At 46.2% G+C, this 24,045-nt stretch carries 22 protein-coding genes; 14 read left to right on the top strand and 8 right to left on the bottom strand.

Annotated features, from left to right (window positions below; all coding sequences use genetic code 11):
• Window positions 1–826 precede the first annotated feature (826 nt).
• The 12 genes from HQ29_RS04530 (at window position 827) to tsf (ending at window position 12,267) form a co-directional block, all read left to right on the top strand.
• Window positions 827–1,999, top strand: a complete 1,173-nt coding sequence (locus HQ29_RS04530; protein ID WP_036867767.1) for an AIR synthase related protein — start codon at window positions 827–829, stop codon at window positions 1,997–1,999.
• Window positions 2,000–3,088, top strand: a complete 1,089-nt coding sequence (gene prfA, locus HQ29_RS04525; protein WP_036867764.1) for a peptide chain release factor 1 — start codon at window positions 2,000–2,002, stop codon at window positions 3,086–3,088.
• Between the two features lie 25 nt (window positions 3,089–3,113).
• Window positions 3,114–4,178, top strand: coding sequence for a UDP-3-O-(3-hydroxymyristoyl)glucosamine N-acyltransferase (lpxD, locus tag HQ29_RS04520; protein WP_036867761.1), 1,065 nt, complete (start codon window positions 3,114–3,116; stop codon window positions 4,176–4,178).
• An 18-nt stretch (window positions 4,179–4,196) separates the two neighbouring features.
• Window positions 4,197–5,579: a bifunctional UDP-3-O-[3-hydroxymyristoyl] N-acetylglucosamine deacetylase/3-hydroxyacyl-ACP dehydratase gene (locus HQ29_RS04515; RefSeq protein ID WP_036791598.1), complete on the top strand. Its 1,383-nt coding sequence runs from the start codon at window positions 4,197–4,199 to the stop codon at window positions 5,577–5,579.
• An 8-nt stretch (window positions 5,580–5,587) separates the two neighbouring features.
• Window positions 5,588–6,379: an acyl-ACP--UDP-N-acetylglucosamine O-acyltransferase gene (lpxA, locus tag HQ29_RS04510; protein WP_036845695.1), complete on the top strand. Its 792-nt coding sequence runs from the start codon at window positions 5,588–5,590 to the stop codon at window positions 6,377–6,379.
• A 37-nt stretch (window positions 6,380–6,416) separates the two neighbouring features.
• Window positions 6,417–6,992 carry an IS1096 element passenger TnpR family protein gene (locus HQ29_RS04505; protein WP_036845692.1) on the top strand — a complete coding sequence of 192 codons (576 nt, stop codon included), beginning with the start codon at window positions 6,417–6,419 and terminating at the stop codon, window positions 6,990–6,992.
• Window positions 6,973–7,914: a tRNA (adenosine(37)-N6)-dimethylallyltransferase MiaA gene (gene miaA / locus HQ29_RS04500; protein ID WP_394332364.1), complete on the top strand. Its 942-nt coding sequence runs from the start codon at window positions 6,973–6,975 to the stop codon at window positions 7,912–7,914. The genes HQ29_RS04505 and miaA overlap by 20 nt, the downstream gene beginning before the upstream one ends.
• Before the next feature lie 85 nt (window positions 7,915–7,999).
• The gene (gene yihA / locus HQ29_RS04495; protein WP_036867758.1) at window positions 8,000–8,608 is read left to right on the top strand and encodes a ribosome biogenesis GTP-binding protein YihA/YsxC; all 609 of its coding nucleotides are present in this window, start codon (window positions 8,000–8,002) and stop codon (window positions 8,606–8,608) included.
• 794 nt (window positions 8,609–9,402) lie between these two features.
• Window positions 9,403–9,858: a 50S ribosomal protein L13 gene (rplM, locus tag HQ29_RS04490; protein WP_036867756.1), complete on the top strand. Its 456-nt coding sequence runs from the start codon at window positions 9,403–9,405 to the stop codon at window positions 9,856–9,858.
• 2 nt (window positions 9,859–9,860) lie between these two features.
• Complete coding sequence (gene rpsI / locus HQ29_RS04485; protein WP_036791584.1) at window positions 9,861–10,247, top strand: 30S ribosomal protein S9; 387 nt, start codon at window positions 9,861–9,863, stop codon at window positions 10,245–10,247.
• Window positions 10,248–10,405: 158 nt separating this feature from the next.
• Window positions 10,406–11,254: a 30S ribosomal protein S2 gene (rpsB, locus tag HQ29_RS04480; RefSeq protein ID WP_036867754.1), complete on the top strand. Its 849-nt coding sequence runs from the start codon at window positions 10,406–10,408 to the stop codon at window positions 11,252–11,254.
• 188 nt (window positions 11,255–11,442) lie between these two features.
• Window positions 11,443–12,267 (top strand): translation elongation factor Ts, encoded by an 825-nt coding sequence (tsf, locus tag HQ29_RS04475; RefSeq protein WP_036791581.1) that lies wholly within the window; start codon window positions 11,443–11,445, stop codon window positions 12,265–12,267.
• Between the two features lie 438 nt (window positions 12,268–12,705).
• On the opposite strand, the gene HQ29_RS04470 is transcribed toward tsf, so the two are convergent.
• The 8 genes from HQ29_RS04470 to HQ29_RS04435 form a co-directional block, all read right to left on the bottom strand.
• Window positions 12,706–13,401 carry a GNA1162 family protein gene (locus HQ29_RS04470; protein WP_052089807.1) on the bottom strand — a complete coding sequence of 232 codons (696 nt, stop codon included), beginning with the start codon at window positions 13,399–13,401 and terminating at the stop codon, window positions 12,706–12,708.
• The gene (locus HQ29_RS04465) at window positions 13,398–13,763 is read right to left on the bottom strand and encodes a DUF4810 domain-containing protein (RefSeq protein ID WP_052079432.1); all 366 of its coding nucleotides are present in this window, start codon (window positions 13,761–13,763) and stop codon (window positions 13,398–13,400) included. Before HQ29_RS04465 ends, HQ29_RS04470 begins: the two co-directional genes overlap by 4 nt.
• 15 nt (window positions 13,764–13,778) lie before the next feature.
• Window positions 13,779–14,132: a hypothetical protein gene (locus HQ29_RS04460; RefSeq protein ID WP_036867752.1), complete on the bottom strand. Its 354-nt coding sequence runs from the start codon at window positions 14,130–14,132 to the stop codon at window positions 13,779–13,781.
• Window positions 14,133–14,144: 12 nt separating this feature from the next.
• Entirely contained in the window at window positions 14,145–15,083 is a 939-nt protein-coding gene (locus HQ29_RS04455; RefSeq protein ID WP_036864033.1) for a CsgG/HfaB family protein, read from the bottom strand.
• 90 nt (window positions 15,084–15,173) lie between these two features.
• Window positions 15,174–16,328, bottom strand: coding sequence for a cytochrome d ubiquinol oxidase subunit II (locus HQ29_RS04450; RefSeq protein ID WP_036867749.1), 1,155 nt, complete (start codon window positions 16,326–16,328; stop codon window positions 15,174–15,176).
• 33 nt (window positions 16,329–16,361) lie between these two features.
• Window positions 16,362–17,924: a cytochrome ubiquinol oxidase subunit I gene (locus HQ29_RS04445; RefSeq protein WP_036845672.1), complete on the bottom strand. Its 1,563-nt coding sequence runs from the start codon at window positions 17,922–17,924 to the stop codon at window positions 16,362–16,364.
• A 54-nt stretch (window positions 17,925–17,978) separates the two neighbouring features.
• A complete protein-coding gene (locus HQ29_RS04440; protein WP_036791565.1) occupies window positions 17,979–18,218 on the bottom strand; it encodes a DUF4492 domain-containing protein in 240 nt (79 codons plus the stop codon).
• A 957-nt stretch (window positions 18,219–19,175) separates the two neighbouring features.
• Entirely contained in the window at window positions 19,176–19,727 is a 552-nt protein-coding gene (locus tag HQ29_RS04435) for a Fe-S-containing hydro-lyase (RefSeq protein WP_036867747.1), read from the bottom strand.
• Window positions 19,728–19,936: 209 nt separating this feature from the next.
• On the opposite strand from HQ29_RS04435, the gene HQ29_RS04430 reads away from it, so the two are divergent.
• Together HQ29_RS04430 and HQ29_RS04425 are read left to right on the top strand one after the other, a co-directional pair.
• Window positions 19,937–22,936, top strand: a complete 3,000-nt coding sequence (locus HQ29_RS04430) for a putative LPS assembly protein LptD (protein WP_036867744.1) — start codon at window positions 19,937–19,939, stop codon at window positions 22,934–22,936.
• Window positions 22,896–23,900, top strand: coding sequence for a CPBP family intramembrane glutamic endopeptidase (locus HQ29_RS04425; RefSeq protein ID WP_036867741.1), 1,005 nt, complete (start codon window positions 22,896–22,898; stop codon window positions 23,898–23,900). The genes HQ29_RS04430 and HQ29_RS04425 overlap by 41 nt, the downstream gene beginning before the upstream one ends.
• The last annotated feature ends 145 nt before the right edge of the window (window positions 23,901–24,045 follow it).

Raw genomic sequence — 24,045 nt, 5'->3', positions numbered from 1 at the left:
AAATCTCATTTTTATATATTCCATCCCGAAAAATGCTCACTTTTTTCGGGCTCTCTATTTTGATCGGAGGGGTTGTTTTCAGAGCACGACCGAACTGTTAAATCAGGGCTGTTTTATTAATACAAATTCCGACACAGGTTCACCCAAAACGCTAAACGAGCATATTCTTTCGGCTTAACGTGTTTAATTTTTCAACGAACACGTTTACCGATTTCATTAAACACGTTTACCGGNAACGCTAAACGAGCATATTCTTTCGGCTTAACGTGTTTAATTTTTCAACGAACACGTTTACCGATTTCATTAAACACGTTTACCGGATTCAATTAACGTGTTTAGCAAAAACAGCTAAAACACTAACAATCAAACACCTACACATTTTTGCCCTAAAAAGCACCTGAAAAGGTAAATTTCTTTATTAGGAAACGTTCACAGAAGAGGGTGTTAAAATTTATACCTATTAACGCGAAAAACGCCCATGAAATGCATTGAGAAAATTTTTTCTCCAAATTCGGGCTGATTTATATCTATCTCTATTCTAAATAATTACAGACACACTCTCCGCTTCAGTCCCTAAAATGGAGTTTGGAGAGGAGCAAAAAGCGAAGATTTTCGCGGATTCATTTTTATATAAAAGTTCACCCATCGGAAGCGTTATCGCCATCGCCATATCCGGTCAAAAGTCATAAGAGAGAGTTTTGGTAGGTCATATCCTTTTTTTTTCATAGTTTTGTGTAGCAATGAATCTTGTACCTGTTCTGTATCTGCATGATACATCAGAGATTAGAACGGTCAGGAGAATGTTAATGATACTCTAAGACAACAGATGACTACAAACAACTATGATTTGCGAGGTGTATCCGCCTCCAAAGAGGATGTTCACAACGCAATCAAGAACGTAGATAGAGGTCTATACCCAAAGGCTTTCTGTAAGATTATCCCCGATATACTCGGAGGCGATCCCGAATACTGCAACATCATGCACGCAGACGGAGCAGGCACCAAAAGCTCTCTGGCGTACGCTTACTGGAAAGAGACGGGCGACCTCTCCGTATGGAAAGGTATTGCCATAGATGCTGTGGTGATGAATTTGGACGATCTGCTCTGCGTGGGTGCCGTGGATAACATCCTGCTCTCATCTACTATCGGCAGGAACAGACTCAAAGTTCCGGGAGAAGTGATCTCTGCCATCATAAACGGTACAGAGGAGTTTCTCGAAGAGATGCGCGCTTTGGGCGTGGGTATATACTCTACCGGCGGAGAGACTGCCGATGTAGGCGACCTCGTGCGTACAATCATAGTGGACAGCACGGTTACCTGCCGTATGCCTCGCAAGAACGTCATAAACAATGCCAACATCCGTTCCGGCGATGTGATCGTAGGCTTGGCGTCGTCCGGACAAGCGACCTACGAACAGTCTTACAATGGAGGGATGGGCAGCAACGGACTGACATCTGCTCGCCACGATGTCTTCGGGCCACAAGTGAAGCAGAGCTATCCGGAGACTTACGACCATGATCTTCCGAACGAGGTCGTTTATTGCGGAACAAAGAGACTCACAGACATGGTCGACGGAGTACCTTTGGATGCCGGACGTCTCGTACTCTCCCCCACAAGGACATACGCTCCCATCATTGCAGAGGTACTCAAGCACCACAGAGAGAAGATACACGGCATGATCCATTGCAGCGGTGGTGCTCAGACGAAAGTACTGCACTTTGTGGAAAATCTAAAGGTAGAGAAAGATAATCTGTTCCCGATACCGACACTCTTCAACCTCATTTACAGCTCCGGACGGACAGAGCCGAAAGAGCTGTACAAGGTGTTCAACATGGGACATCGTATGGAACTTTATGTGCCGGAAGAGGTTGCACCCGAAATCATTGCCATATCCCGCAAGTTCGGTGTGGAGGCTCAGGTCGTCGGCAGAGTAATGGAGGGAGAAGGAAAGAAAGAGGTTGTACTGCACACGCCTTTCGGGGTATTCAAATACGAATAAATGGCTGAGCAGATAAGCATAGTAGACAAGATAAGCGTACTGCACGCCAGATTTGAAGAGGTATCCCTTCTGATTACAGACCCGGACGTCATCGCAGACAGAAAACGCTTTGAAAAGCTCACACGAGAATACAAGGAGCTGGAGCGGATACTGGCTAAAGGCGATGAGTACACCCTTGCCGTGAAAACGATAGAAGAGGGACGGGAGATGCTGCAAACGGAAAGCGACCCCGACATGGTGGCTCTCATAAAGGAGGAGATAGCCACTGCTCAAGATGCCCTGCCGGTATTGGAGGATGAGATCAAGCTGCTGTTGGTCCCTGCCGACCCCGAAGATGCCAAGAACGCAATAGTGGAGATACGAGCAGGAACAGGGGGTGATGAAGCCGCACTATTCGCTGCCGATCTGTATAAGATGTACGTTAAGTATTGCGAGTCGAAAGGGTGGCGGACAGAGGTTACCGGCGTGAACGAAGGTACTTTGGGAGGTTTCAAAGAGATCGTATTCACGGTAACCGGAGCGGATGTGTATGGTACTCTGAAGTATGAGTCGGGTGTACATCGTGTGCAACGCGTGCCTCAGACAGAGACCCAAGGGCGTGTACACACTTCGGCTGCCACGGTGGCGGTATTACCGGAAGCGGACGAGTTTGACGTCGAAGTGAAGGAGAGCGACATCAGAATAGATACATTCTGCTCCTCCGGAGCGGGCGGTCAGAGCGTCAATACCACTTACTCCGCCGTGAGACTGGTACACATCCCCACGGGAATCGTTGTGCAGAGTCAGGACGAGAGATCCCAGCTTAAAAACAAAGCGAAAGCACTGGCAGAGCTTCGGACTCGGATCTACAACCTGGAGCATCAGAAATATCTGGACGAAATAGCCGGCAAACGGAAAACAATGGTCTCCACAGGAGATAGAAGTGCTAAGATCAGGACATACAACTATCCGCAAGGACGCATCACAGACCACAGAATAAACCTAACCATGTACAACCTCTCCGCTTTTATGGGAGGAGAGATACAGGAGATGCTGGATGCGCTGATAGTGGCTGAAAATACAGAACGCCTAAAAGAGGCAGAGTTGTAAGCCGTGTCCATTATCCACGATAATCATGAAAGTAAAGATAAAAGAAATAGCCGCATATCTGGGAGGAACGGTCGAGGGTAACGAAGAAGCCGTCGTATCTCAGTTTGGAAAGATAGAGGATGCCTCACCCGGCAGTCTCACTTTCCTTGCCAATCCCAAGTACGAACAATACATCTATGAAACCAAGGCGACAGCCGTGCTTGTATCCAATGAATTCAAGCCGGAAAGAGCCATACCTTCTACCCTGATCCGGGTGGAGAATCCTTATGAGTCTCTTGCCAAACTGATGGAGTTTGCAGAAAAGCTCAAAGAAAAAGAGAGCGGAGTGGCTTCGACCGCTTTTGTGGATCCGTCCGTCACTCTTCCCAAAGATGTTTACATCGGTCATGCCGCTTATATCAGCAAAGGAGCGATACTGCATCCGGGTGTCAAGATATTTCCATTCGTATTTATAGGTGAGAATGCAGAGATCGGAGCGGAAACCATTGTGTATCCTTCTGCCGTTGTCTCCGCCGAATGCAAGGTGGGCGAACGCTGTGTCATCCACTCTTGTGCAGTGATCGGGGCAGACGGTTTCGGGTTTGCTCCCTCCGAAGAGGGCTATCGCAAAATACCTCAAATGGGCAACGTCCTGATAGGAGACGATGTAGAGGTGGGAGCTTGTGCCTGCATAGACAGAGCGGTGATAGGATCTACCATTGTGGAGAGAGGTGTCAAGATAGACAATCTTGTACAGATCGCTCACAACGTAGTGGTCAATGAACATACGGTCATAGCCGCTCAGGTGGGCATCGCAGGCTCTACAAAGATAGGCGCATGGAATATGATCGGAGGACAATCGGGGCTTACCGGACACATGCAGACGGCTCAAAAGGTAACCATTGCCGCACGCACCGGAGTGATTTCGGATATTAAGGAGGAGGGCGTTACCTACTTCGGCTCTCCCGCTTTTCCCATAAAGAAAGCAATGCGTGCACATGCAGTCTACGGAAGACTCCCGGAAATGGACAAGCAGCTCTTCGCTCTATCCAAAGAGGTAGAGGCTCTGCGAAAAGAGCTTGACGAGATCAAGAATGGTAGCAACAAGTAACAGATAATATATTACAAGATGAAACAGCATACACTCAAAGAGTCGTTCAGCCTTTCCGGCAAGGGACTTCACACCGGTTTAGAGATTGCAATCACCTTTCATCCCGCACCGGACAATCACGGCATAAAGATAAAGCGGGTCGATTTGGAGAATAAACCGATCATTGCGGCTCTTGCTGAGAATGTGGCTCAGACCAATAGAGGCACCGTCCTACGCGATAACGGCGCACACGTAAGCACAGTGGAGCACGCCATGGCTGCGCTTTATGCCATGGGTGTAGATAACTGTCTGATAGAGGTGAACGCTCCTGAATTCCCGATTTTGGACGGTAGCTCCATCCATTTTCTTGAAGGAATCAAGAAGGTCGGTATCGTTGAGCAGGAGCATCTGAGAGATTACTATGTTGTGAAGAAAAAGATAGAGGTATCGTCCGAAGATGGCAAGTCTTCTTTGATTATCCTTCCGGACGACAGCTTCGGACTGAATGTCCTGATCTCTTTCGACTCTCCGATACTCTCCAATCAGTACGCCTCTCTGGACTCTATCGCAGACTTTGAAAAGGATATTGCGGCTGCCAGAACATTTGTGTTCGTAAGAGAGATAGAGCAACTCTTGGACAACAACCTCATAAAGGGTGGCGACCTCGACAATGCCATAGTAATATATGATCAGGTACTCACTCAGGAGAAGCTGGATTCGCTTTCCGAGCTGATGGGAGTGGAGAAAAAGAATGCCGCAGACCTTGGATATATCAACAATAAACCTTTGGTCTTCAACAACGAACCGGCAAGACACAAACTGCTGGATCTGCTTGGAGACCTCTCCCTCATCGGTAAAAGAATCAAGGGAAGAGTGATCGCGACCTGTCCGGGACACAGTATCAACAACGTCTTGGCACAGCAGATCCGCAAGGATATTCGCCTGAATGAAGCACAAGCACCGGTATATGATCCCAACGCAGCGCCTCTACTCGATGTCAAAGAGGTGAAAGCTCTTCTTCCGCACCGCTATCCGTTCTTGCTGGTAGATAAGATCATAGAGATAGGATCCATGCACATCGTGGGCGTGAAGAACGTTACATCCAACGAACCATTCTTCCAAGGGCACTTCCCGGACGAGCCTGTAATGCCGGGCGTCCTGCTTATAGAAGCGATGGCTCAGGTTGGCGGACTTCTTATCCTGCAACAACTCTCCGAACCGGAGCAGTACAGCACCTATTTCATGAAGATAGACAACGTGAAGTTCCGCCATAAAGTCGTACCCGGAGACACGCTACTTTTCCGTCTTCAACTGCTTGCCGAGCCACGCAGAGGCATATCCAACATGAGAGGTCTTGCCTTTGTCGGGGAGAAGTTGGTAGCTGAAGCGGAGTTTATGGCCCAGATCACAAAAAACAAGTAAAGAGAATCATGGACAATCCAAAGATAAGCCCTCTGGCTGTGGTACATCCCAATGCAAAGCTTGGAAAAGATGTAGAGATAGGCCCATTCGCCATCGTAGAAGATAATGTAGAGATAGGAGACAAGACCGTACTGCATCCGCACGCTATTGTACGCTGGGGTGCAAGGATCGGCAGCAACTGTCAGATACATCCCGGAGCCGTCATCAGTGGCATTCCGCAAGATTTGAAGTTTGTCGGAGAAGAGACTCTCACCCACGTTGGAGACAATACCGTGATCAGGGAATGCGCCACCATCAACAGAGGGACAGCATCCAAAGGTTATACAAAAGTGGGCAGCAACTGTCTTCTCATGGCATACTCACACGTCGCACACGACTGCGAGTTGGGCAACAACATCATTCTCGGCAATGCAACACAGGTTGCCGGAGAGGTAGAAGTGGCAGACCATGCCATCATAAGCGGCGGCGTACTCGTCCATCAGTTTGTCCGCATCGGATGTCATGTGATGATCCAGGGAGGAAGCCGAGTTACCAAAGACATCCCGCCATACTCACTCATCGGACGAGAGCCGATATGCTACTGCGGTATCAACATTGTGGGACTTCGCAGAAGAGGTTTCACCAACGATCAGATCTTCCTCATCAACGACATCTACCGTACCATTTACAGCAAAGGACTCAATACCACCGATGCTTTGGAGGCGATAGAAAAAGAGTATCCGGAGACACCGGAAAGAGATGCCATATACTACTTCATAAAGGAGTCCAAACGAGGAGTGGTGCGAGGCGCTATGGACTAATGTTTTATTCCCAAGAGATTTTTCAGAGTTATACACAATGATATACAGATTTGTAATAGTTTCCAACGAGGTACCCGGTTTCAGACGAGACATAAAGATTGAAGCCGGAGCAAAGTTCTCGGATCTCTGCAACATCATACAGGAAAGCGTCGGCTACGCAAAAGACCAACTCTCCTGCTTCTACATCTGCGATGATGCGTGGCAGAAAGAAAAAGAGGTTCACATCATGGATTTGAGGATGAATCCGGAAGAAGATATCTACCTCATGGACAAGACCACACTGGACGATCTTCTCACTGAAGAGAAGCAAAAGCTGATGTACGTCTTCGACATGATGGGCAATAGAGCATTCTTTGTAGAGCTGAGAGAGATCATCTTCGAGAAAGAAAAAGGTCTGCCCAAGGTGGTACGTTCCGAAGGTGAACCTCCTCGACAAGGCGAAGATATAGAAGCGCTTCTTGCCGAAGAACCCACCAAGAAGGGAGCCAAAGCATCACGAGAAGATGAGTTTGGCTTTAATGATGAGTTCGACGACTTTGAAGGCACCGAGTTTGCATCACTTGACGAGCTGGACGAAGCCGGTTTCGGATTGGATGAAGACTCGCTCTACTGATAAACATTTGCCTGCTCTCATCGTCCTTTTAGGACCGACAGGAGTGGGCAAAACAGCTTTATCCATAGCCCTTGCCAAGTGGTTGGGGAGCGGTGTGGAGATATTCTCGTCCGACTCTCGCCAGATCTACAAAGAGATGGTCATAGGCACGGCAGCTCCCACACCCGAAGAGTTGGCAGCCGTACCGCATCACTTCATCGGGTTCAAGAGCGTAACGGACTATTTCAGTGCCTCTGCATTCGAGGCTTTGGCGATGGAGAAGCTCTCCTCTTATTTCAAGCAGACACCCGTGGCTATCCTTTGCGGAGGTTCCATGATGTACACGGATGCACTCTGTTTCGGGATAGACGAGATCCCCGATGTAGATCCGGACATCCGCCGAGAGCTGTATGAACAATACGACAACGAGGGTATCGGGTTTGCCTTAAAGCAACTCGAAAAAGCAGATCCGGAGTATCTGACCAAAGTGGATCGGAACAACTACAAACGCATCCTCCACGCCTTGGAAGTCTATCTCACCACAGGTCTCCCCTTCTCCTCGTTTCATCGCCGGAGTGCCAAGCAACGTCCTTTCCGAGTCATTCGTATAGGGCTCAACCGGGACAGGGCTGAACTCTACGACAGAATCAACCGGAGGGTGGACGAAATGGTTCGGAGCGGACTCGTAGACGAGGTCAAGGCTCTTTTGCCCTACCGCACACTCAATGCCCTGAACACGGTCGGGTATAAAGAGATATTCGAGTATCTCGACGAGAAATGCACATTGGAAGAGGCTGTGGCAAAGATGAAGAAAAACACCCGAATCTATGCCCGAAAACAGCTGACATGGTACAGAAAGGCGGAAGATATAGTATGGTTTTCTCCGGACAACTTGGAAGAGATAAAGAGCTACCTCTCTTCCCGGCTCGAAATAGAAGTATAAAAGAAAACAGAGCTCGGTACTTTTATCTCAACCACATCCCCGACCTTCCTCGAAATAGAAGTATAAAAGAAAACAGAGAGAGAATATGAAGATTTCGACAGCAGAATTTGTTAAGAGTTGCAGTGCTCCATCACAGACGCCCAACAGCGACGGCAGACCGGAGTACGCTTTCATCGGCAGATCCAATGTGGGAAAGTCCACACTGATCAACATGCTTACCGGTAGAAAAGGGCTTGCCAAGACTTCACAAAAACCCGGAAAGACACAGCTTCTCAACTATTTCAACATCAACGACAGCTTCTACATCGTAGACCTTCCGGGCTACGGCTATGCCAAGACACCTAAAAACATCCGAGAGGGATTTCGTAAACTGATAAAAGCCTATATCTTAGGCTCGGAAAATCTGACCAATCTATTCATCCTCATAGACTGTCGTCACGAACCGCAGAGTATAGACATCGCTTTCATAGAGCAGATGGGCGAGCATGGCATACCATTCTCCATCGTCTTCACAAAGAGCGACAAACTCTCCGAGACCAAGCTCCGGCAAAATATAGAGAACTACAAAAACGAACTGCTGAAAAGCTGGGAAGAACTCCCTCCCATCTTCATCACTTCCGGCGAAAAGCTAAGAGGTGCGGACGAACTTTTGGAGTACATCGAAGAGATCAACCAAAGCATAAAGCAGGGGTAAAAAAGGGAGTTTCGGAACGCACTTTTATATAAAAACGGACTTCCTGAAAATGCCTCCGAAAACCTCTTCTCCGAACCGGTTTCAGCTCGGAAAAATTTCTCTATTCTCCTAAATCTTTATATCTCAACCGAATACAAAAAATCGCGAATTCGGAAAAAATTTTTTCTCAGTCCGTTTCATGGGCGTTTTTCGCGTTAATTGGTGTAAATTTTAGCACCCAAACCTGTAAACGTTTCCTAATAAAGAAATCTTCCTTTTCAGGTGCTTTTTAGGGTAAAAACAGGTAATCGATTGATATTTAGCGTTTTGATGATTTCGGCTAAACACTTTAATCGAATCCGGTAAACGTATTAAATGAAATCAGTAAACGTGTTCATTGAAAAATTAAACACGTTAAGCCGAAACAATATGCTTGTTTAGCGTTTTGGGTGAACATGTGTCAAAAATAATGTTAATAAAACGGGATGATTTAACAAATTCGGCACCCCTCTGAAAACACCACCTTCAATCAAAATAGAGAGAGCATTTCGAGAGGGGAAGCGATCGGGATGGAATATGTAAAAATGAGCAAGAGGAGGTTGAATGAAAAAGGAAGAAAAGGAGGGGAACAAGATCGTATGGCTAATTGAAAAAAAAGTCGTACATTTGCAAGCCGATTATTATCAACCGGGACCCTATGGGTCTCTTTGTATGAACCGTTAGACCGGAGCAGATTTGCACAATGAGTGTGTCCGCTCGATGGCAAGAGAGCAAAGGTCGAACATTTTATTTACCAACAAAAAAGTTTATAGAAAGTGGATACTTTAAGTTTCAAGACCATTTCTGCAAACAAGGCAACTGTGACAAAAGAGTGGGTCGTTGTAGATGCAACAGGCCAATCTCTCGGAAGACTATGCTCTAAGGTAGCAAAGCTACTGCGTGGCAAGTACAAGCCGAACTTCACTCCACACGTTGATTGTGGTGATAACGTTATCGTTATCAATGCAGACAAAGTAGTTCTGACCGGAAACAAATGGACAGGTAGAGAGTACCTATCACACACCGGATACCCGGGAGGACAAAGAGTAATGACTCCAAAACGCCTCATGGATAAGGGTGCGGACAGACTTTTCAGAAAAGTAGTAAAAGGTATGTTGCCTAAGAACCGTCTTGGCGACAAGATTATTAAGAACCTTTATGTGTATAGCGGAGAGGAGCATGCTCATCAAGCTCAACAACCTAAAAGCATAGACATCAACACTCTTAAGTAATTATGGAACAGATAAATGCTATAGGCCGTAGAAAAGCTGCAGTGGCACGTGTTTACGTAAAAGCAGGCAGTGGAAAGATTGTTATCAACAAGAAAGAGCTGGAACGCTATTTCCCTTCTTCTATACTACAGTTCGTAGTAAAGCAGCCATTGGCTAAGTTGGAGGCTCTGGACAAGTACGACATCAAAATCAACCTTAAGGGTGGTGGTTTCAAAGGTCAAAGCGAAGCAGCTCGTCTGGCTATCGCAAGAGCTTTGGTGAAGATCAACCCGGAAGACAAACCAGCACTACGTGCAGAAGGATTCATGACTCGCGACCCACGTTCTGTAGAACGTAAAAAACCGGGACAACCTAAAGCTCGTAAGAAATTCCAGTTCAGCAAGCGTTAATATTACGGTACATTTTCCGAATATCAACCTTGGAGAACGAACTATTCAGTACAAAAATTATTTATTCAACCGTTTAGTATCTAAACTTGCAAGACATCGACCGAAAGGCAATCTACTTGCATGTTGAAAGTGTTAAACACAAAAAGAAAGTAAACGCAATGTCAAGAGTAACATTTGACCAACTATTAGAGGCAGGTTCGCACTTCGGACACCTCACAAGAAAGTGGAATCCTGCTATGGCGCCCTATATCTTTATGGAGCGCAACGGTATTCATATAATCGACCTACACAAAACAGTTGCCAAAATAGACGAGGCTGCTGAAGCCTTGAAAAAGATGGCTGCACAAGGCAAAACAATCCTTTTTGTAGCCACAAAGAAGCAAGCCAAAGAGACCGTAGCTCAATACGCTGAGTCTGTAGAGATGCCATACGTAGTAGAAAGATGGCCGGGCGGTATGCTTACCAACTTCCTTACTATCCGCAAGGCTGTAAAGAAGATGGACACTATAGATAAGATGACAAAGGACGGTACCTTTGACAACCTTTCTAAGAGAGAAAAGCTCCAAGTGGAAAGACAACGCGCAAAGTTGGAACGCACTTTGGGTTCTATCTCAAACATGAGACGTCTTCCTTCCGCTCTATTTGTAATAGACGTTCTTAAAGAGCACATTGCCATACGTGAAGCTCAACGCTTGGGTATTCCTGTATTTGCAATCGTGGATACTAACTCCAACCCCGGAAACATCGACTACGTAATCCCCGCGAATGACGATGCTAAAGACTCTATCAGTGTTATCCTCAATGCAGTTTGCGAGGCTATCAAGGAAGGAAGTCTTGAGCGTAAGATCGAAAAGGCAGACGAGAAAAACGAAGAAGAAGCAACTCCGGTAAAGAGAGAAAGACGCACTCGTAGCGGAGCTCGTAGAGAGCGCACAAAACAAGAAGATAGCGAAGCACTTAACGCTCGCTTGGTAGATAAGTACGCTAAGAACAACGACGAAGAGTAATTTCAGACCCTTTCGCAGCAAAGCTGCAAGACTTAGACACTAAATAATCTTTATGATAGACGTACCTTTTCTACCGCCAACCGAGCAACAGAAAGGTACGTCTATCTTTTTCAAATAACGCTAAGAGCTTCTCCTATGCTCTTACGCAACAAAAACTTAAACGTATAACCCTTAATAATAAAGAGACAATGGCAGTTACAATGGCAGATATCGCCAAGCTCCGCAAAATGAGCGGTGCAGGTATGATGGACTGTAAGAAGGCACTCGAAGAAGCCAACAACGACTTCGACAAAGCGATGGAAATCATCAGAAAGAAAGGTCAGGCTGTGGCAGCAAAACGTTCGGACAGAGAAGCATCGGAAGGTTGCGTTCTTTCTAAAACAGAAAAAGGCTTTGCCGCTATCGTTGCTCTAAAGTGCGAAACAGACTTCGTGGCTAAGAACGAAGAGTTTATTAAACTGACAGAAGCAATACTCGACTGCGCTATGACCAATAAGCCAAAGACAATGGAAGAACTTGCTGCTCTTCCTATGACCGATGGTAGAAGCGTTGCAGAGCATATAACAGATAGAATCGGTGTTACAGGAGAGAAGATGGAGATCGGTTTCTACGAGTTTGTAGAAGCTACCGGCGTATCTTCTTACATCCACCCGGGTAACATGTTGGCTACCATCGTTGGTTTCAACGAAGAGGTAGAGTATCAGGTTGGACGCAACATCGCTATGCAGGTAGCTGCAATGAACCCTGTGGGTATCACTGCAGAAGATGTTCCTGCTAAGATTGTTGAGACAGAAAAAGAGATTGCTCGTGAAAAGGCAATAGAGTCCGGCAAGCCGGAAAACATCATCGACAAGATCGTTGAAGGTTCTCTGCAAAAGTATTTCAAGGAAAACACTCTTCTTTCTCAAGATAATATCAAGGACAACAAGCAGACTGTAGAGCAGTATCTTAAGTCTGAAAGCGCAACTCTTACGGTAACAAACTTCAAGCGCGTTACTTTGAACGTAGAGTAAGCACAGTCTGACATCATAACATCGGTGGCTATACTTCTTGCTCCGATCCTGAAACAAAAAAATCCTCTGCTCTTTCCGAGCGGAGGATTTTTTTGTTTACTATTCTATGCGAACAGCTTTAGAAGTTATGTTATACAGCTTCACATCCGGCTTTGAACGTGTATAAAATCGGGAACCAAGGTTTGATCCCGGCAAATCAAGAGCCGACTGCCACAAATCAAGCCTTAAAGTTCAAGAATCAGACCTCGATTTATAGCAGTGAAAAGGTTTACCAAAACTTCTTACAGTGTATAAATCGTTTTCCAAACAGCTTCAATGAAACTTTCATTCCGGCTTACCTTATAACCATAGAGCAGAGAAAAGGTCTCGTAAACAGAAAACGGGTGTGGCAGAAACCATATCCGCCACACCCACTAACGTTATTTGCAATCAATTTTACTACCTCACCACGGCAGTGATATGCTTTTCTCTTGCAGGAATATCACCATCTTTTCCATACTCCGGAGAGTATCGTCCGAAAGGCATATCGGCAAGGATAAACCGGTTTGCCTTTCTGGCAGCGACGATCTTATCCGTTACGGCTGTGGAGATAGCACCGGCAAGCAGATCCACCAATCCGTTACCGGAATTGACGCTAAGGTCTACCGTTACATTGGCACTCTTTTGGAAGATGATCTCATCCGTCTTGGCGGACTTCAAGAGATACTCCACCTCCACGTACATCTGAGATATAAGGCTCGCTTTCTCCCACTTTTTTATTCGGGTGAAGAGCACTGCATCCGTTCCGAAAAAGTCAAGAAACGGTTTCATGGAGCCTTCTACAAAAACCTCTGCATCGTTTGCGCTCTCCTGTTGGAGCAGTTCCATCGAGAGAAATGGAGAGAATACGTAATAGCCTCTCTCTGCCAAAGGCTGTGCAAGAGAGGTGAAGAAAAACTCCTTTGCTTCCACATGATTGGTCTCGTTGATAGGAGGCATGATAAGGATGGAAGCAGGTCGCTCTTCGTACATCTTCGGATAAGCGGTGCGTCTGGTAGTGGTGGTAACGCTGCAGGAGAGCATCAGCCAAGCCATCATGAGCAGTGCGGAGGCTCTTGCCATCCGCTTCGGAGAGAGGGTTATATGCTTTTTCATCTCTTCTTGTACTGTTCTACGATTCTACTTATATACTTCTTGCTCTCCGGGTATAGCTCCATCTCTTTTTCAAACATCTCTATCCCCTCCTCCACTTTATTCTGCTTAATGAGCACAAGAGCATACTCGGCATATATTCCGGGCGGCACTGTCCGACGAGATCCAAGCTGTCTCTCTATGATCTTTTTGTAGGTTGCGATCAGGGCATTCGTATCTTCTTCGGAGCGTGTCTTCATTGCCCTGTAAGAGGCATCCTCATAAGAGTACCAGCTGTAAAGGGATCTTGATGCTTCGCAAGAAGATAGCAGAAGCACCATGCCTGCCACACCTGCCATGAGAGCCGGCATTTTCTTTATCTTCATTTCGTTCGGCGGAGATTAAGGAAGCAATACGGTCTTGGAGCTTTGGGCTGAAACAAAGATTTGAAGCTCTTTGATCACCCTGCCGGAAGAAAGCGTGCGCAACACCAACGTGTGTCTTCCGGGCTTGATGGCTATTCCGGCTTTTTTCTTGCCCACGTGCTTCTCTTTGAGAACCTCGATATTGCCCACGTGAACGCCATCCACCTCCACGGCGACCATTTCTCCCACATAGTTTTGAGCCGCAGCCACCACGACGTATGCCACATCGGCACGTCCGCCATGTATGGAAGAGGTAGAGCCGCAACCCGATAAACCCAATGCTGCCACTGCTACGAAAAGAGTGGCAAAAAGAAGTCTTATACTTTTCATCGTCTTTGATATTTACTCTTTATCCTGTTCCTGAACGTAATATTTGTCGAGAGAGTTGAAGTCGAACGCACCCTCCACGATGGTTACAATGGCAAACTCAGTCATCGGCGTATCTCCTGCAACCATCTCCACCTTTATAACGGCTGTCTTCTTGCCCGGAAGCTCAAACTCCACACCCGTTTGAGGGTTCTTGACTCTCTTACCACGAGTATAGACATCAAACTTATCGTTCACCTTCAGACCCTGAGAAGCTCCGCCGGCAATAACGATGGCTTCGTTGTCCGCACTGATGAGATAGGTCTTCCAAGGCTTATCGGTACACTTGTTGATGATGTTCTCGACCAGCTGATCTATGGCTCCGGATATTGCTTTGTCGCTAAGAGTGGCATCGTATCCGGCTTTTCCTCCGAATCCGAGCGTGGTCTTGGCTGTGGTTTCTGCGTACCCCTTGCCCTCTTCGGAGTAGATCACCATTCCTGTGGAGACGTCCACAATCCTGATACTGACGCCTGCCTCCACGATCTGACTCTTTTCGTTGGAAAACACCCCATCTTTACCGGTTACTTTACGACCAAACTCTGTGATGGAACCAAGTATCAGATAGTCCGCCCCAATCTTATGAGAGATGTTTCCCTTCTCTATCTCCGCCTGTACTTTATCTATATCGGAGCGTTCGAGTAAGATGAACTTCTCGGAAGCCGTGAGCTTTGTGCTGAGGATGTCGAGCGCTTGCTTCGCCATAGGATCGTTCTCACGATTGTAGAAGATGCCCTTGCCGTACTGCGTTTCGTTGGAAAAACGACCGATGGCAACCTTCCACTTGAGGCTTCTTTCCGGCTTTTCCATACTCTTTTCACGGGTTGTCTCCTGCACTTGTGCGGCAAGAGGCGTTATACTGCTCCCGAACATGGGGATCAACATCAGTGATGCTCCCAAAACTAATTTCTTCATGATATTATCGGTATAAAAGTTAAGTGGGAATATACAGCGGTCTGCATATTCCCTGCTTGGTAAAAAACTTAAACGTTTACTGTTTCAACATCAATAGATATGAGCGTCTTTGTCTTTCATCTCATCCTTTGTGATCTTGTGGAAGTCCAGCTGTCTCCATGCGTAGAAGATGTACGCAAAGACAAAAGGAACCGCTATGGAAACATAAGCCATCACTTTCAGAGTGAACTCCGATGACGAACTATTACCCAAATGAAGCGAGCTTTGAGGGTCCGCCAAAGAGGGATAATAGGCTGTATTGTTCCATCCGGCAAGCAAGAAAAGAACGAGCACCGTCAGCACCACACCCACTCCCTGATACCAGATACCCTTGTTGAAGCTCTTATCAAGTGCAGAACGACCGATGCCGTAAAGCACCAAGACCACTCCGATAAGGAGAGCAACGATCAAGGCAGGTAGGTCCAACAGGTTGTGAAGATACTTATACTCTTCGGGTTTAACAACTCCCGTCGTCGGATCCACAGCCCATCCTGTCGTTGTAAGAAGGAATGCAAGGAATGCAAGGAACGTGGCAAGGAAGATGACTGCATTGGGCAAGATGCTCTTGCGAGCACGAGCACGGAGAGCGTCATCGTCGATATTGTTGATGAAATAAAGCAATCCCGTAACGCGTGAAAGGAACAGCACCGCAATACCAAGGATGATATTCCATGGGGTACTCCAGATCGCCTCTAAGCCGTGAAAGCTATTGGTCCAGTAAGAAATGGTCGAATTGCCTATATTAACGAGATTATCCTTTTCCACCATAAAGTTTGCTCCGGTAAAGAATGTACCCACAGCAGTACCGATAAGCAACGGACCCATAATGCCATTGATGAACAGGAAGATTTGGAAAGTCTTAGATCCCCAGACATTACCCCGCTTGTTCTGATACTCATACGATACCGCCTGAATCACAAAACAGAGCAAGATGAGACTCCAAACCCAATACGCACCACCAAAACTTGTGGAGTAGAACAGAGGGAAAGAGGCAAAAAACGCTCCTCCGAAAGTTACCAACGTAGTAAATGTAAACTCCCACTTGCGTCCGACAGAGTTAATCAGCATACGTCTGTTGATAGGTTCTTTGCCTATCGTGAATATGAACGACTGCCCACCTTGAACGAACATAAGGAAGACAAGAAGTGCTGCAAGAAGCGAGATTACAAGCCACCAATAGTGTTGAAGAAATATATAAGAATCCATATTAGTCCTTTTTTCTGAATGATACGATAGGGTTTACTTGTTCTCTTGCTTATCTTCCAAGTTTGGTCCTTGCTTTATCGCCTTGAACATGATACCGAGTTCGGCAATGAGCAAGATACTGAAAAGGACAAGGAAGAGCGTAAACGTAACCTGAACAGATGTGGTAGAGAGTTTGGATACAGCGGCTTTCACCGGCAAAATATCCTGTATCGCCCAAGGCTGTCTTCCCAGTTCGGCTACGATCCATCCTGCTTGAGAGCAGAGATAAACCAAAGGAACGGAGATTATGGCAGCGTATCCGTACCACTTCACATGCTGCAAACGATTCTTCCGAATCATCCACAAAGAGAATGCAAACAGCAACAGGAACACAAATCCGAGTGTTACCATCACACGGAAGCTGTAATACAACAACGGAACGTGAGGGATAAGCTCACTCGGAGAGTCGAAATAGCCATATCCGAAATGCTTGAAGTTCTCTTCCAAAACAGCTCTATGCTCTGCCGCAGCGGCATCATCACGCTTTGCTTTTGCCTCTTTGTAGTGAGCCAAAGCGGTGATAGCCATCTTGCCTCTCTCTATACGTTCTGCCGCGGACGGGATCACCTCTCCGGTGTTGGAGGTATATCCTTCTATAATATCCTTAATGCCCGGAACATAGCCGGAAGCAGTATGCGTACCGAGAATGGAGAGTCCGTAAGGTATCTCTATATTGAAAAGGAACGGATCCACATTATCGTTATAAGCTTTCTTGTTCGGGTTCACGATTCCAACGGCACTGAGAGGAGCTTCGGTACGACCTTCGTAGTAGTTTTCCATGGCTGCCAACTTCATCGGCTGGTATGTTCCGACCTGAACAGCGGATGTATGACCGGTGATAACGGTAAGAATCACAGCCAATGAACCGAACCACGAAGCGATGCGGATGCTCTCTATCGCAAAACGTTGCTGACGCTTGCGAAGAAGATACCAGCCCGAAATACCCACTACAACGATAGCACCCAATATCCAGGAAGATATAACGGTGTGCAAGAACTTGAACACTGCAACAGGCGAAAGTGCCACAGCCCAGAAGTCGAGCATCTCATTGCGGAAAGTATCGGGGTTGAAGTGCATCCCCACAGGGTATTGCATCCAGGCATTAGCCACCAAAATCCAGTAGGCGGAGAGCGTTGCTCCTATGATGGTAAGCCATGTGGAAGCGAGGTGAAACCGCTTGGAGACCTTGTCCCAACCGAAGAACATAACGGCAATAAAGGTAGCTTCCATGAAGAAAGCAAAGATCCCTTCAATAGCCAAAGGCGCTCCGAAGATGTCTCCTACGAGCCAAGAATAGTTGCTCCAGTTTGTACCGAACTGAAATTCCAGGATAAGCCCGGTAGCAACCCCGATAGCGAAATTGATTCCAAAGATTTTTTGCCAAAACTTGGCGGTTTCTTTCCAAAAGTTGTCTCCGCTTCTGTAATACTTCGTCTCGGCAATAGCCATGACAACACCCATACCCAAAGTGAGCGGAACAAACAACCAGTGATAAATGGCAGTAAGAGCAAACTGAGCCCTTGACCAGTCTATCAATGATGTGTCTATCATTTCCATAAATTAAAATATATTAAATTGATTACTATTAGTCCTTCTGATTCCGTGTCATCATCACCGTCTGTTGATAACCTCTTCGGTTACAAACTTGGCTTTTTCCTCAGGAGTCTCTGCTTTTCCGGATAGATAATTGGGGAAGAAAAACAGTTTAAGCACAAAAAACATGATGAACAGCTTGATTCCGATAATCATCCACAGGGTCTTGCCTAAGGTCATGTTTCGGAACCCATCCACATAAAACCGATACACGCGAGTGAAAATATTTCTTTGCTTTGCCTCTCTCTCTTTTTTCATTCTTTGTTTAAGCTATTGTTAGAACACAAGTGCTAATTTATAAATACTCCACCATTCCTCCAAATATTAGTGCCCTGATATTCTGCTTTTTCGCTATTATTTGACCTTCCATCCCTGCCATCGGATGCTTTAGTTGTTGCCACTCTCTATTTCAGCCCCAATGGTTAAAGGCAAAAATGCTTTTTTCGTCACACCTCGACCGCCATATTTTTCTTACCATACCACATCCTTTTTCCGACAAAAAGGATGAGGGTCGGGGCGAGATGTTTTATATAAAAATGGAGCCCGGGAAAGTTGGCGGATGATGCTGGTTGTCAAATCCGTTTTCAAGCCACTCCGATGAGAGAAAAGAGCAACACACTAACAATCAGTAGGATATAAAAATCTCGTTTTCGGGCACAACTCTCCTCTCGATCGGTTTCAGAGCCGTTTTTCGAGTTAATATAGCTGAAAATATCGCCCCTCTCATGTAAATGATTCTTAACGATAAAATCCTACTCAAACAGTCCCGAAAAGGGGCAAAAACAGCTAAAACACTCAAGCATAAGGGATTAACAAGAAATTCTAAACACGTTAATCGAATCCGGTAAACGTGTTTAATGAAATCGGTAAACGTGTTCATTGAAAAATTAAACACGTTAAGCCGAAANATCGAATCCGGTAAACGTGTTTAATGAAATCGGTAAACGTGTTCATTGAAAAATTAAACACGTTAAGCCGAAAGAATATGCTCGTTTAGCTTTTTTGCTTAACAAGTATCGAAATTTATATTAATAAAATAGGGCAAATTTAACAGTTCGGTCGCGCTCTGAAAACACCCCTTCCGAGCAAGATAGAGAGCGAGAAAAAAGTGAGCATTTTTCGGGATGGAATATATAAAAATAAGATCCCCGAAAAGGAGAAATCACACTCACTTTTCGGGGATCCGTATTGCCTTAAATCTTTCGGCTCGTAGGGTTACTCTTGTGCATATTCTACCATTCCCTGCTCGTAGCTGTTGTTGCCACGAGAGTCTATTGCCACTATCACGGGAAGCTCTTCCACGTAAAGTTCTCTAATGGCTTCCGGTCCGAGATCTTCAAAGGCAATCACTTTGGCACTCTTTACACTCTTTCCCATCAGTGCAGCCGCACCGCCTATTGCAGCGAAATAGACACCGGTATGCTTCTTCATGGCATCCACCACAGAGTGATGACGAGATCCTTTGCCTATCATCACCTTGAGACCTTTGGAGATCAGGAGTGGAGAGTAAGCATCCATACGTCCGCCGGTGGTAGGGCCTACCGAACCGATCGGCTGCCCCGGTTTGGCAGGACATGGACCTGCATAGTAGACGGCTTGCCCGTTAAAGTCGAACGGCATATCTTCTCCCCGCTCTATCATCTCGCATAAACGCTGATGAGCAGCATCGCGTGCCGTGTAAATAGTCCCTGTAATGTAGTACATCTCTCCTGCTTTCAGGGATGCCAGAAGAGCGTCCGTAAACGGAGGTTCTATAATCTTCTTCATCGCTTTGATATATTGCCGGGTGCGTCGTACACCCTTTGGTTTCCATATATAACCCATTGCGCCCCGGAGCTATCTCACGATATCTCGCAGCCAATGTCTTATCGCAGGAACAAAGGTACAATTTATCCCTCAGAGGATAACCGTAGGAGGAGACACTTTTTTTTCCTACTTTTGTGGTTGCATCTTTATACGGCAGCACAAGGTTACCCATGAACAAAGGCACACCATATATCATCTTGGTAGGTTGTATAGTCCTCGCTCTTACGCTTCTCTCCATTCCGGCAAGAGGAGCAAAGGGAAAAGAGGGCAGGTCTTATACGTCCTATCGCAGGGGAGATAGTGTAAAGCAAGAGGACACAATGGCAAAGATCACGGCTCGCAAAGCGGACTCTCTGCCCGTCAAAGCCATAGAAGGCGACTCCTCTGCACGGCAGACCGCTCCGAAAGACAGCCTTCTGAAAGAAACCGTAGCGAAAGACAGCACGGGATCATCGGCGAAAGAGAAAAAAGATAGCGTTGCAGCCGGGAAAGCTGTCTCTACCCGAAAGAAGAGAGGACCTCGTCCGCAGAGTGCTCCATCCGATACCACCGAGCAGTCCGAAGAGACATTCACGGCTCCGATAGAGTTTGAGGCATCGGACTCCACGATAGTATTTCCTAAAAAGAACATGGCTCGTCTGTACGGTAACGCGCAGGTGAAATACACCGAACAGGAGCTAACCGGAGACTATATCCGTATGCTCATGGACAGTGCCTCGGTCTATGCTACGTACAGAGATGTTCCAGATTCGGTGAAAGCCAATACGGAGATCAACTATCCTAAGTTCAAAGACGGCGAACAGAACTATGAAGCCAAGACGATGAACTACAACTTCCGTAGCAAAAAAGGATATACCACAGACATCGTAACCCAACAAGGCGAAGGCTTCATCATCGCAAAGAAAACCAAGAAGCGGGAAGACGGCAGTATGTTCATGCAGGGAGCAGAGTACACAACCTGCGACAATCATGACCATCCTCACTTCTACGTCTCCATCACAAACTCCAAAGTGAGACCTCAGAAGAACCTCATCTCCGGACCGTTGTACCTTGTCATCGCAGACGTTCCGCTTCCGCTGTTTCTTCCGTTCGGGTTCTTCCCGTTCTCCAAATCGTATGCAAGCGGTATCATCATGCCCTCTCCGGGAGAAGACTCAGAGCTTGGATTCTATATGCGAAACGGGGGATACTACTGGGCTATCAACGATTACGTGGATCTCCAAGTAACGGGAGACATCTACTCGTTAGGCTCTTGGGCTGTGAATGCACAGTCCAACTATGCCAAGCGATACAGATACTCCGGCAGCTTCGATGCAAGCTATCTCAATACTGTACGTGGAGACAAGCTCTCAGGAGACTATAACAAGATCAACAACTTCCGTATATCTTGGCAGCACAGACAGGATGCCAAAGCGAATCCATACCGTACACTGAGTGCAAACGTCAACTTCTCGACCTCCACCTATAACCATAACAATCTGGATGCGCTGTATAATCAGGCAAGAATGGGAGAGAATACGAAAAGCTCCAGTATCAGTTTCACGCAACGTTTTCCCAATAGTCCCATCACCATAAGCGGGTCTATGGATATTGCTCAACGCTCGCAGGACAGTACCATATCGCTTACACTCCCCAATATATCCATAAGTATGAGCCGCATCTATCCGTTCAAGCGCAAAAAGCCGATAGGGAAAGAACGTTGGTACGAAAAGATTCAGCTCTCTTACGATGGTCGCATACGCAACTCGATCACCACGAAGGAGAATAAACTGTTCCAGTCCAGCCTGGTGAAGGATTGGAACAACAGCTTCGAGCATTCCATTCCGATAAGTGCATCGTTCGACTTGTTCGACTACATTAAGATCAGTCCTTCCTTCAGCTATAAGGAGCGTTGGTTTACAAGAAGGATAGAAAAAGCTTTCGATCCGGCTAAACAACGTGTCGTGGTATCCGATACAACGTATGGTTTCAATCGTGTTTACGACTTCAACACTTCGATATCCGCCTCCACAACGATATACGGATTTTGGAAGCCTCTTCCGTTCTTGGGCAAAAAGCTGGATATGATACGGCACAGGCTCGAACCCTCTATCTCTTTCTCCTGGCACCCGGATTTCGGAGATCCGTTCTTTGGATTTTGGAAACCTATACGCTATCAGACTCCGGATGGTAAGCAGATGGAGGAGTTTTATTCGCCATTTGAAGGACAGGGTGTTCCCAATAGAGGAAAGTTCGGAGGCATAAGTTTCAATCTCTCTCAAAATATTGAAGCGAAACTGCGAGACAGCAAAGACTCCACCTCTTTCTATAAACGAAGCATCATAGATAACCTGTCTACCGGAATAAGTTATAATATGGCAGCGGATTCGCTAAACTGGAGCGATATCAATGCCTCAATAGCTTTAAGGTTTACAAATACCATAGCTCTCCGTCTCGGTGGTAGCTTTGAGACTTATCTCTACGACTATGAAAAGAATGGAGATAATATCCGTCCGTACAAGACGAATAAGCTACGTATCCTCAATGGTAAAGGCTTTGGGCGTTTCAGGGGAACCAGTACTTCGTTCTCTTACAACCTGAATCAGGATACGTTCAAAAGTATTGCCGACTTCTTCTCCGGCAAGAAAAAGGACAAAGATGACGGAGATAAAAAGGGAGAGAGCGGCAGTTCGAGCTCCCGTGAAAGCGGTATGGACAGTATGGGATCGGGTATGGGTCGAGGTCAGGAACAGGATGGTTCTCTCAAGCGATCACGCTCCAATGATCTGGGTGAATACGATTCCAACGGCTATCTGAAGAGTGATATGAAGTGGAATCTCGGCTTCAACTACTCCATCAGCCTCGGTTACAGCAACGAGTTCGACACTCGGATCAAAGAGTATAGGTATCAACTCCGGCACGATCTCTCGCTTAACGGACAGTTTAACCCGACCAAGAACTGGAACTTCAACTTCTCGGCAAACTACAATTTCGAGTTGAAGAAGATCACCAACATGTCTTGCAACATCACGAGAGACCTTCACTGTTGGTCGCTTACAGCAAGTTTCATTCCGATAGGGCCGTATAAATCGTACAACTTTACCATTCAAGTAAAATCAAGTCTATTACAAGATCTAAAATATAAACAAAGTGACACCCCAAAATTCAACACCGCAGAATCCTGGTATTAACCCGGATGAACAACCTCCTATTCAGCAAGAAGAACATCTTTATACCATTTATCCTCCCACTCCTTACCCGAAAAACAAAAACCTTGCACCCGTATGGGTGGCATTGGTTACACTTGTAGGAGTTTATCTGATACTTACTTTCCTCGCTGCTCCACTCATAGTCGGGCTGGATTTTATACTCATGGCGAGTATAACCTCAACCCTATTGGACAATATCATTGTAGCTATCGGTTCTTTCCTTTTGCCCGCAATTGCCCTGAACTATCTTCACCTTAAAGGCTATGGCAATAAGATATTCACCGCCAAGCATGAACGGAAAAAGGGGATGTTGGGAGTAGTAATCGCCGCCATAGCCTTAACGATTATTATATCCACTCTTCTGGCTCAAACGATAGGGAAAATCCCTATTCCCGAATCGCTTAAAGCCATACAAGAGTTTTTATCGGAGCCGAATAAGCTGATCTCCGAAATGGCATCAGCGGCCAAGAAGAGCCCTTTTGCCGTGGATCATATTATGTTTTTTGTACTCATTGTAGTACTGGCAGCAGTGGGAGAAGAGTTCTTCTTCAGAGGGATATTGCAGGGTTACTTATATAAAAAGAGCGGAAGAGTACACATGGCTGTCTGGGTTACGGCTGTCATTTTCAGCATCGGGCATCTCGAATATGTAGGTTTCCTCTCTCGTATATTACTCGGAGCCGTTGCGGGCTATACGGCTGTGTACGGTTCTCTGCTCCTTGCCATTCTGGTGCATGCCATCAATAACTTTATCGCATGGATGGCACTCTATACTTTACCGGAAGATTTCGACTTCTCACCTCTACCGGAACAGCCTCTCCTCTACTACTCTCTACTGGTCGTGGCGGCTATAATATTGATGTTCCCTCTATACCGAGTGATCAAGCGAATGCAAAGAATATCGCATGATTCTTGCATTTCCGGGAAAGAAAAAGTAATTTTGTAGTACAAAGAGGTCATAGATAAACCCTTAGGGGTAAAATATAAGCTACGTCGGGCGATCGGGAAACTCATCAATTATTACAAATTCCGAGATAAGCAGTATATCGTAATGGCGGGCCGCACCTTCGGGCATTGCTTGCAATGATAAC

The organism is Porphyromonas canoris (genome assembly GCF_000765975.1).
Lineage (GTDB): Bacteria > Bacteroidota > Bacteroidia > Bacteroidales > Porphyromonadaceae > Porphyromonas_A > Porphyromonas_A canoris.
This window is presented reverse-complemented; position numbering and strand designations above follow the sequence as displayed.